Raw genomic sequence first — 10,907 nt, 5'->3', positions numbered from 1 at the left:
CGCGCGCGAAACACCCTGCTCAGCGTTCCAGCGCGTTCTTGTGGTGCCTGCGCAGGAACAGCAGCCCCAGCACCAGCGAGACCAGCGAAAAGCCCAGCACATACAGTTCCGAGACATAGGGCGCGTTGTAATTGGGATAAACACCGCTGCGCATCAGCCCGATCACATGGATCAGCGGATTGTACCACAGCCAGTCGTGGTAGGGATCGGGGATCGTATCGTAGAGAAAGAAGATACAGGAAATCAGGAACAGCGGCCGCGTCAGCACCGACCAGAATTGCTGGTACAGCGGGAACCGCAACAGCATGAAGCAGTTGAAGCTGCCCACCCCCAGCGCCAGCATCCCGGTCAGCGCATAGGCGCGGGCGATCACCGTGCCATCCATGACCACCCGTGTTTCGGTGAACAGCAGGATCGCCCCGATCAGCAGATAGCTCACCAGGATCTGGGTCATCATGTTCAGCAGGAACCGTGCCAGGATCGCGTCAAGGAAGGTCACTCGCGGATAGGCCAGCAGTTGCCGCGAATAATTCATCGCCTGCCCCAGCTTTGAACTGATCGTGGTGAACAGCATGAAAGGCAGGATGCCGGTGGCATAGAACATCGGAAAGCTGATCCCCAGCGCCGGAGACCGGAACCCCGCCGAAAAGATCGCCGTCAGCAGCGCGATGCCCGCCGCCGGTTCCAGGATGGCCCAGAGATAGCCACCGGGCGAACGCCCGTAAGAGGTGCTCATCTCGCGCAGCACCAGCGCAAGAATGGTGCGCAGCGTGGCAAAGCGCGGAATGCCGGAGCGGACGCTGGGGCGCTGCGGTTGGGGGAACCGGGTCGGGGGAAGGTCTGTCACGGGGGCCTTTGCTCGGATTTGCGTAAGCACGCGGAGAACCGCGTCTGTGGCTGTCCTGTCTGGAAACCGTCGCGCATATTATGTAGCAAGGACTTCGCAGGAGCCACTTGAAAAAAGCGCCTTTCCTTGACCCAGATTCCGCCGCCCCGTCCGCCCAAGGCCCCCGAGCCCGCGTCTTCTGACGCCGGCGACAAGATCGCGCCGCTGCGCCGCCAGCCCGGGGATGTGCCGCCGGGGCCACAGGTCGCGGCCCCGGGCAAGCCCGGGGCGGGCGTCCAGCAAGGCCCGCAGGGCGCCCCGGGCCGGACCCCGGTCGGGCCCGCGCCCCGTGGCGGCGCCGGCGGAGGCGCGCCGCGCATGGCCTCGGGCGCCCGGTTGCGCCGCCGCCATTTCGCCATCCTTGCCAGTTTCATCATCGGCGTCATCCTGCCGACCCTGATCACCGCGGGCTATCTCTGGCTCAAGGCGGCGGATCAATATGCCTCGACCGTGGCCTTTGCCGTGCGCACCGAGGAAAACAACTCGGCGCTGGAACTGCTGGGCGGGATCACCTCGCTGTCGGGGTCTTCGTCCTCGGATACCGACATCCTCTACGAATTCCTGCAAAGCCAGAAACTGGTCGAGGAGATCAATGCCGAGATCGACCTGCGCGCGCTCTGGTCGAAACCCGAGGGCGACCCGGTCTTTACCTTCGACCCCTCCGGCACGATCGAGGATCTGGTCGAACACTGGGGCCGCATGGTCAAGATCTACTATGACGACGGTGCCGGGCTGATCGAGGTGCGGGTGCTGGCCTTCGAGGCCGCCGATGCGCAGCTGATCGCGCAGACGCTGTTCGACCATTCCTCCGAGATGATCAACGCGCTCTCGGCCATCGCGCGCGAGGATGCGATCCGCTATGCGCGCGAGGATCTGAACACCGCGCTGGACCGGCTGAAAGAGGCGCGCGAGGCGGTGACCACCTTCCGCAACGCCAACCAGCTGGTCGATCCCTCGGTCGATCTGGAAACCCAGGCCGGGCTTCTGGGCAAGCTCGAGGCGCAGCTGGCCGATGCGCTGATCGAATTCGACCTGCTGGCCACCTCGACCCGCGAGGACGACCCGCGGGTGGTGCAGGCGCAGCGCCGCATCGAGGTGATCCGCGACCGTATCGACGCAGAGCGCCGCAAGCTGGGGCTGGCGGGGGCGGGGGACACCGGGGCGGACGTCTATGCCAATCTCTTTGGCGAATACGAACGCCTTGTGGTGGACCGCGAATTCGCCGAACAGAGCTATACCTCGGCGCTGGCCACCTATGACGCCAGCCTTGCCGATGCGCGCCGGCAAAGCCGCTATCTTGCGGCCTATGTCCGCCCGACGCTGGCCGAAAGCGCGCGGTTCCCGCAGCGCCAGACACTGTTCGGGCTGGCGGTGCTGTTCATCCTGCTGCTGTGGTCGACGCTGGTGCTGGTGGTCTATTCGATCAAGGACCGGCGGTAAGGTCGGCAAGGGCATGGGCGCATGATCCGTTTCGAGCAGGTCACCAAGCGATACATGACCGAGGGCCGCGAAAAGACGGTTGTCGAGGATATGAACGTGGTGCTGCCGACGGGACGGTCGGTGGGGCTTCTGGGGCGCAACGGCGCCGGGAAATCGACCCTGCTCAAGATGATCTCGGGGGCGACGGATCCGACCGAGGGCCGCATCGAAACCACCGGCATGGTGTCCTGGCCGGTGGGGTTTGCCGGGTCCTTCCACCCGGATCTGACGGGGCAGCAGAACTGTCGGTTCGTTGCGCGGATCTATGGTGTGGACACCGACGAACTGGCGCAGTTCGTCGAGGAGTTCGCCGGGCTGGGCATGCATTTCCGCCTGCCGTTGCGCAGCTATTCCTCGGGGATGCGGTCACGTCTGGCCTTTGGAATTTCGATGGGCATCGCCTTTGATACCTATCTCGTGGACGAGATCACCGCCGTGGGGGACGCGGCCTTTCGCGAACGGTCGGACCGGCTGTTCAAGGCGCGGTTGCGCAAGGCGGGCGCGGTGGTGTGCAGCCACTCGATGCCGCAGATCCGGCTGCTGTGTGACAGCGGCCTGGTGCTGGATGAGGGGCAGGCCTATTACTACGAGGATATCGAGGATGCGATCGCGCATCACCAGGAGAACATGAAGCGCGCCGCGGCGATCTGAGGGACAGGGAGCGTGTGGCGGGGCAGGGGGCTCTGCCCCCTCTTGGCCTGACGGCCAATTCACCCCCGGGATATTTTTCGACAGAAGAAGACGGGCGCGGTGCGGCCCTGTTCGGGGTCAGACCCGGCCAAACAGCGCGGCCAGCCGCAGGAAGGCCGTGGCACCGGGGCGGTCGCGGGTCAGGCCCAGCCGGGCCTGAAGGCGGGCGCGGGCGATCCCGCGGGCCGGGGCGGCGTCAAGCTCTGCCAGCAGGGCGCGGGCCTGCGGGGTCAGCCAGGGCCGCGCCTGTTCCAGCGCGGCGCGGTTGCGGGCCTGCCAGCCGCGATAGGTGGGGCCCAGCACCATGGCGGCCCGGGCCAGCCCGGCCAGCAGCCCGCGATGGGCGCCCAGCACGTTGTCCCCGTGTTGGCGGTAGTCCAGCACCACCTCGGGCGAGACGTTGACATGGCCACCTGCGCCGGTGATCAGCAGGTAGAGCCACCAGTCGTGGAAGGGCACTTCGACCATACCCACCGCGCGCACGAGTTCCAGCGCGGCGGGGGTCAGCACCGCGCAATGGCCCGTGACCCGGTTCTGCACCAGCGCATTGCCGAAGGAGGGAGCGCCGGAATGCACCCGGCTGACCCCCAGCACCCTTCCCGTGCCATCGATGTGGCGGCTTTGTGCGCTGTAGACCGCCGGGCCATCATGGCCCGTCAGCGCCATCAGCCCGTGCGAGAGCTTGTGCGGCGACCACAGGTCATCCTGATCCGCCAGCGCCACGTGCCCCGGCGGCAGGTCGGGATGGCACATCAGCGACAGGAAATTTGCCGCCGCGCCCCGGCGGGGGCCTTCGACGAGGCGGATGTCACGGTCCGGGTGATCGCGGCGAAACATGTCGAGGATGTCGCGCGTGCCATCGGTAGAGCCATCGTCCGAGACCCAGAGCGCCCAGTCCCGGTGATCCTGTTCCGCGAGGCTGTGCAACTGCGGGCCGAGATGGGCCGCGCCCTGGTAGCTGGCCAGCAGGATGGTGACAGGCGGAAGCGCGGGCGAGGGCAGCGGGGATCGGGTCATGGTGGCGGGGTTGTAGGGCAGGGCGGGGCCGCAGGGAAAGCCGGAAAGCACCGCCGGTGCCTCCTGTTGCGTTGACCGACCGGTCCTTTTTCGGGCAGTAGTTTCGGGGGTTGCTCTCTGCGGCGGATCACCGGTCCGGCCCGGGATGCGCCCGTGTTCTGCATCTGCAACCGGTTCCCAGGGCTCATGGTCACCATCACCGATCCGCGCTACGCGCAGCAATGGCACTTCGATCTTATCGGCGACATCGAGACCGTCTGGCAGGAGGTCAGCGGCGCCGGAATCCGGGTGGCGGTCTATGACGACGGCATGGACCAGACCCATCAGGACCTGGCGGCGAATTACGACGCCAGCCTGCATTATGCCGGCATTGGCCGCGACGACGGTCGCCACAACACGCCGCAGGCCGGGCATGGCACGGCGGTGGGTGGGCTGATCGCCGCGGCGCTGAACGGGGTCGGGGGGCTGGGCGTGGCCTGGGGCGCGCGGCTGACCTCGGTGGATTACCTCAATGACATCCAGTCCTCGGAAGAGGCGGTGATCTACGATGCGCTGGCCTGGGGCCGGCATTTCGACGTGGTGAACCAGAGCTATGGCGTCACGCCGGATTTTTCGGACGACTGGGATCTGGGTGATCCGGGCAGCTGGGCCTGGGAAGAGGCGCGCGCCATGGCCCGCGCCGTGGACGAGGGGCGCGGCGGGCTGGGTACGGTCTTTGTCAAGGCAGCCGGGAACGAGGCCAACAATCCGACCTATGCCAGTTACGGCGTGCTCGGGAACGCACAGGGGGAGGGGCACAACGTTCTGCACACGGTGATCGTGGTGGGCGCGGTGGGCCGCGACGGCTGGGTCATGGATTATTCCAACTATGGCGCCAACCTGCTGATTTCCGGTCCTGCGGCCAGCCATACCACCGATGTCACCGGGGCGGCGGGCTATGTCCCGGGGGCCTACACGACCGAGTTCGGCGGCACCTCGGCGGCGACGCCCATCGTGTCCGGGGTGGTTGCGCTGATGCTGGAGACCGAGCCGGGGCTGGGCTGGCGCGACGTGCAGGAGATCCTGGCGCTGACGGCGGCGCAGACCGGTTCCGCCCCCGGCGATCCGGCCGCCGGGTTCGAGGCCGGTGAATGGCAGACCTATGGCGGCGAGACATGGAACGGCGGCGCGCTGAGCTTCAGCCCCAGCTATGGCTTCGGTCTGGTCGATGTCTTTGCCGCGGTGCGGCTCGCCGAGGTCTGGCTGGAGATGAAGGCCGGTGCCCCGGCCACGTCAGACACCCTGGTCAGCGCCAGTTTCTCGCAGCGTCTGTCCCGGCCGATCTTCGATTTCTCGGCGGCGGAACTGTCGGTCGAGGTCCTTGAGGGGATCGTCATCGAACATGTCTATGTCACCGTCGAGGTCACCCATGGCTTTGCCTCGGACCTGACGGTGACGCTTGTGGCGCCCGATGGCAGCGAGGTGATCCTGGCCGAGGGCGACGGCGGCGGCGCGGCGCTGGACGGGGACTGGACCTTTGGGGTGGCGGCCCTGCGCGGCATGTCCAGCGATGGCACATGGACGGTGCGGGTCAGCGATGGTTCCGGCGGCGATGCGGGCACCCTGCAGGGGATCGAACTGGACTTTCTCGGCAGCCCGCAGGGCGTCGATGACATCTGGACCTTCACCGCCGATTTCCCCGCGTTGCTGGCGGCCGAACCGGACCGGGCGGCGGTACGTGACACGGATGGCGGCAGCGACTGGATCAATGCCGCCACGCTGGCCGATCCGGTTGCCATCACCCTTGGCGAGACCGCGACACTCTCGGTGGCCGGGCAGACCTGGGCCGAGGTTTCGGGCGGGATCGAAAACGCGGTTTCGGGGGATGGCAGCGATGTGCTGACCGGCTCGGCGGCGGCCAATGTTCTGCGCGCGGGGCGTGGGCGCGATCTGGTGACCGGGGCAGGAGGGGCGGATGATCTTGCCGGCGGTCCGGGCGGCGACGTCTTGCAGGGCGGCGGCGCGGGACTGTATCACACCGCGGTCTCGGCGCAGGTCTACCGGCTCTATCTCGCGGTCTTCGGACGCGAGCCCGATGCCGCCGGGCACCAGGCCTGGACACAGCGGCTGACCCTCGGAGAGATGACGCTGGAACAGGTTTCGGCGCGGTTCGTCGCCGTGCCGGAATTCATCGCCACCTATGGCACCACCACGAACGAGGAATTCGTCACCCTGCTGTTCAACAACGTGCTGGGCCGTAACCCGGCGGCAGATGGGATGGCCTTCTGGGTGGCGCAGCTTGACGGCGGCATGAGCCGGGCGCGCGTGGTGCAGTTCTTTGCCGAAAGCCCCGAACACCAACGCCGCACCGCCACTGCGCAGGACAGTTTTGACGAGGCGCGCGACGTGACCTCCTGGGCTGACGATGTCTTTCGGCTTTACCGCGCGATCTTTGACCGCAACCCGGATATCGGCGGGTACGAGATCTGGACCGGCAGGCTGGCCGGGGGGTGGATGCGGTTCGACGAGGTGGTCGAAAGCTTCATGGCATCGCCCGAATTCATCGCCACCTATGGCGCGGCCACATCGGACCGGGAATTTGTCACCCTGCTGTACCGCAACGTGCTGGACCGCAACCCGGATGCCGGGGGACTGTCGGGATGGGTGACGCGGCTGGAAGACGGCATGAGCCGGGTCAAGCTGGTGTCCTTCTTCCTGTCCTCGGTGGAATTCGTCGCCAAGACCGACGCGGCGCTGGCGGCCTGGACCAGGGGGCTGGGCCCGGACGACCTGCTGCACAGCGATGGCGGCGACGATGTGCTGTCGGGGGGGCTTTATGCGGATAGGTTCGTCTTTGTTTCGGACGATGAGCCGAGCACGATCACCGTGACCGATCTGGAACCCTGGGACGGGCTGACCTTCGAGGGGTTCGGCCTGACCGCGGCAGAGATCCACGCGGCGATGGTCCAGCAGGGCGATGACGTGGTGTTGCAGGCAGGGGCCGAAACGGTGGTCTTTCTCGATACGCGGCTGGAGGATATCGATCCCGGGATGATCGCGCTGGCCTGAGGGGCGGGCGGAGCTTGTTTCGCGCGCGAAACAGCACAGGATGGCGGGCATGATCCCCACCGACGGCAGTCTTGAACGCCACATGCTGGATCTCGTCAACACCGAGCGCATGGCGCTGGGGCTGGTGCCGATGGCGCTTGAACTCAGGCTCAACGCGGCGGCGCGGGCGCATAGCGCATGGATGGTCGGTGCCGATCGGTTCGGCCATGGCGGGGCAGGGGGCAGCACCCCGGCCGACCGCATGATCGCCGCCCGGATGGACCTCTCGGGCGGCTGGCGCAGTGCCGAGAACATCGCCGCGGTCAGCGTTCTGGACGGGGACAGCCCGCAGGCGGCGGTCGGCCGGCTGCATGGCAACCTGATGAACAGCCCCGGGCACCGGGCCAACCTGCTGGACCCGGGCCTGCCGCTGATCGGGATCGGCTTTGCCCGGGGGCTGTTGAGCTATGGCGGGACGGGGCCTTTCGACAGCCTGCTGGTGACGCAGAACATGGCCGCCACCGGCGGGCGGATCGTGTTGCTGCGCTGAGGGGCGGGGGGCGGTTGCAGGCTGCGATTCGTTGCCCCAAGGGCAAGAAACCGCCGATCGTGCCGCCCTGCTGACGTCGCCGATAGCCTGCGGTTTCGCCAGTGTTTTAACGGTGCCCCCGGTCGGGGCCGGTCAGGATTCCCGTATTGACAGTGGATTTCTCAGGTCTGCGACTTGCGAAGTTTCCGTGGCTTGTGCAGACTTGGGTTAATTTTTCGTTACCGTTTTTCCGGGTTTTTTTTCATGTACCAAGCGACAGTGCGCCTGTGTCCAATTCCTTTTGTCCTCCGTCGACCTGCGGATGGTCCGGCTTTGTCGCGTCTCAATGATTGTCCGCAGTTTGCGGACCTGACGAAGTCCTCATTCATCCAGAACAGGTAGGTGATCCATGGCCACTCCCGTCGAATGGCTCAGCCATTTTCAAGTCAATACTGGCGTAGCAGACAATCCTGAAACCAACGAACCGCGGACCATCGGTCTGTCGAACGGCAATATTCTTGTCGTCTGGGAAGAAGAAAGCACCACCGGTGTCGCCACGCAGGCCGGCACCGACATCATCGGCAAGATCTATGACGCCGAAGGCAACGTGGTGCGGGACAGCTTCCGTCTGAACACCCTGTCCACCGAGGATGACGAGGCCGATTTCGACATCGCGCCGACCTCGGACGGCGGTTTCCAGATGGTCTATATCGAGCCCGAAACAACCAGCCTGACCGAACTGCACTGGCAGCGCTACAATGCCTCCGGCGACTCGATCGACACGCTGCTCATCACCTCGGAAAATGTCGCCGGCACCCTGTCGAACCCGCAGATCGCGGTGAACAACAATACCGTCGGCGGCGGCAACCGTTCCTATATCACATGGACCGATTCCACCGGTGGCGAAACCTTTATCAAGGGCGCCTACATGCTGGAGACCGGGGCGCTTTTCAACGGCGCCAACGGCACCATCTGGGATGCGGCGCAGAACTTCTCGGGGGATTTCAACCGCGACGGCGATACGGCGATCCTGACCAATGGCAACATGGTCACCGTCTACGAGGAAGAAGACGGGGCCAATACCTCGATCGAATTCCGCATCAGCGACACCAGCGGTAACCTGGTCGGAACGATTCCGAACGTGGACAGCGGCACGTCGGTGCGTGATCCGCAGGTCACATCGCTGTCCAACGGCAATTTCGTCCTCACATGGGAGGACGACGGCGATATCCATTATCGCATCTACACCAACACCGGCATAGCCGTCACCGGGATCCTGACCGCGGCCTCGGGCACCAACAGCCAGAACGAACCGGATATCGCGGCCCTGCCCGATGGTGGTTTTGTCATCACCTGGGACGATGACACGGCCAACAGCGTGCTGGCGCGGGCCTTCTTTGCCAATGGTGCGGTCGACGGGGCGGTCTTTGCCGTGGATGCCACGGGCGGCACCTCGATCGACGTGGGCGTGACCGGCGACGGCCGCATCCTTTTTGCCTATGACAACCAGTCGGGCGACATCGAGGCGGCGATCTGGGATCCGCGCAACCCGGCCACGATCGACAGCGAGGATTACGCCGTCGTGCCGCTGAACTTCGTCAATGCGGATGTGATCACCGGCGGCCCCGGTTCCAGCACCATTCAGGGTGATGGCGGTCCGGATACGCTGATCGGCTCGGATTTCGCCGACAGCATCTTTGGCGACGGGGCCAATGACCTCTTGCAGGGCAACCAGGGCAACGACACGATCTTTGGCGGCTTTGCCCGCGACACGATCGAGGGCAACCTCGGCGATGACGAACTGCATGGCGACAGCGGCAACGACTCGATCCTTGGCGGGAGCGGCGATGACGAACTCTTTGGTGGCGAAGGGCTCGATACGCTGCTGGGCGGCAATAACAACGACACGCTGCAAGGCGGTGCCGACAATGACACGCTGAACGGCGAAGGCGGTTTCGATACCGCGGACTACAGCGATTCCCAGCCGCCGGTCGGCCCGGCGCTTGTCTCGGGGTGGGACATCAACCTGACCACGGGCAGTGCGGTCTTCAGCAACGGCCTGGTCCCGAACATCCAGACCGACACGCTGATCTCGATCGAAAGTGTCATCGGCTCGGGCTGGGGGGACACGATCACCGCCAACGGGTCGAACAACACCATCGAGGCCGGCGGCGGCAACGATACGATCATCGACCCCAACAACAATGCCGGCGACGTCTTTGACGGTGAGGCGGGCATCGACACGCTGGTGTCCGACCTGACCTGGGTCGATTCGGTTGTCTTCGACATGGTTGATGAGCAGATCGAATTCAATGGCGGCACCCGGGCCACCTTCCGTAACATCGAGAACCTGACCATCGGCGGCGGCGCCGACGTGATAGGCGATGGCGCGAACAACCACATCATCGTGACCAACACCGTGGGGGGCGACGGCAGCACCAGCAACGATATCTCGGGCGGTCAGGGCAATGACACGATCAACGCCGGGATCGGCGCCGACACCGTGAACGGTGACGGCGGGTCCGACGTGATCATCGACAACCTCGATGGTGACAGCACGCTGAACGGCGGCAGCGGGAGCGATACGCTGGATGTCAGCGGTGCCGCGGCCGGCATGGTGACCGATGGGGAAACCAAAATCACCTCGGGGCCCAATACCATTGAAATCAGCAGCTTCGAGACGCTCATCGGCACCGGGTTCGACGATGATGTCGAAGAGGGCGGCGGCTTCCTGAACAACGTCGACCTTGGCGCCGGCAATGACACGATGCGCTCTTACCTCGATACGGGCATCGATGAATTCGACGGCGGCATCGGCAGCGATACATTCGTCGACCTGAGCAACCTGAGCAGGGCCTATGACCTGCAGGCCGGAACCGTCGGCGGTATCGCCGGAGCGCTGGTCAACTTCGAGAACTTCGTTGGCGGCGTCGGCAACGAGACCGTCCTTGGGACCGATGCGGATGACAACATCCTGTCCGGCGGCGGCGGCAACGATCTTCTGGACGGCCGCAATGGCAACGACACGCTGAACGGGAACGCTGGCAACGACACGCTCATCGGCGGAGCCGGTGCGGACAGTCTCAATGGCGGTGCGGATATCGACACGGTGAGTTATGCCAGTTCGAATGCCGGTGTGACGGTTGCGCTGTTCAACAATACGGCCTCTGGCGGTCATGCGGCGGGTGACAGCTTTGTCGATATCGAGAACATCATCGGGTCGGATTTCGATGACGTGCTGTCGGGCGATGCCAATGCGAACGTCTTTGACGGCGGCGC

General features: G+C 65.3%; 7 protein-coding genes. 5 read left to right on the top strand and 2 right to left on the bottom strand.

Features of this window, described 5'->3' with window-relative positions:
• Positions 1–19 precede the first annotated feature (19 nt).
• A complete protein-coding gene (locus KJP30_RS24140) occupies positions 20–847 on the bottom strand; it encodes an ABC transporter permease (RefSeq protein ID WP_224874755.1) in 828 nt (275 codons plus the stop codon).
• A 126-nt stretch (positions 848–973) separates the two neighbouring features.
• Here KJP30_RS24140 and KJP30_RS24135 point away from each other — a divergent pair, with 126 nt between their 5' ends.
• Both KJP30_RS24135 and KJP30_RS24130 read left to right on the top strand, forming a co-directional pair.
• Positions 974–2,326 carry a KpsE/RkpR family capsule polysaccharide export protein gene (locus KJP30_RS24135; RefSeq protein ID WP_224874757.1) on the top strand — a complete coding sequence of 451 codons (1,353 nt, stop codon included), beginning with the start codon at positions 974–976 and terminating at the stop codon, positions 2,324–2,326.
• A gap of 21 nt (positions 2,327–2,347) precedes the next feature.
• The gene (locus KJP30_RS24130) at positions 2,348–3,016 is read left to right on the top strand and encodes an ABC transporter ATP-binding protein (RefSeq protein ID WP_218452111.1); all 669 of its coding nucleotides are present in this window, start codon (positions 2,348–2,350) and stop codon (positions 3,014–3,016) included.
• Positions 3,017–3,133: 117 nt separating this feature from the next.
• Here KJP30_RS24130 and KJP30_RS24125 read toward each other — a convergent pair whose 3' ends face one another.
• On the bottom strand, positions 3,134–4,072 hold the full coding sequence (locus tag KJP30_RS24125) for a glycosyltransferase (RefSeq protein ID WP_218452110.1): 939 nt from the start codon (positions 4,070–4,072) through the stop codon (positions 3,134–3,136).
• Positions 4,073–4,258: 186 nt separating this feature from the next.
• Here KJP30_RS24125 and KJP30_RS25145 point away from each other — a divergent pair, with 186 nt between their 5' ends.
• From KJP30_RS25145 to KJP30_RS24110, 3 genes are all read left to right on the top strand, one after another.
• Positions 4,259–7,120, top strand: coding sequence for a DUF4214 domain-containing protein (locus KJP30_RS25145; RefSeq protein WP_218452109.1), 2,862 nt, complete (start codon positions 4,259–4,261; stop codon positions 7,118–7,120).
• Positions 7,121–7,169: 49 nt separating this feature from the next.
• Complete coding sequence (locus tag KJP30_RS24115) at positions 7,170–7,649, top strand: CAP domain-containing protein (protein ID WP_218452108.1); 480 nt, start codon at positions 7,170–7,172, stop codon at positions 7,647–7,649.
• A gap of 388 nt (positions 7,650–8,037) precedes the next feature.
• A partial coding sequence (locus KJP30_RS24110) for a calcium-binding protein (protein WP_218452107.1) occupies positions 8,038–10,907 on the top strand: 2,870 nt, incomplete at its 3' end.

The organism is Antarctobacter sediminis, from assembly GCF_019218285.1.
GTDB lineage: Bacteria > Pseudomonadota > Alphaproteobacteria > Rhodobacterales > Rhodobacteraceae > Antarctobacter > Antarctobacter sediminis.
Note: the sequence above shows the minus strand (reverse complement) of the source record. Positions and strands in the feature narration are given on the sequence as shown.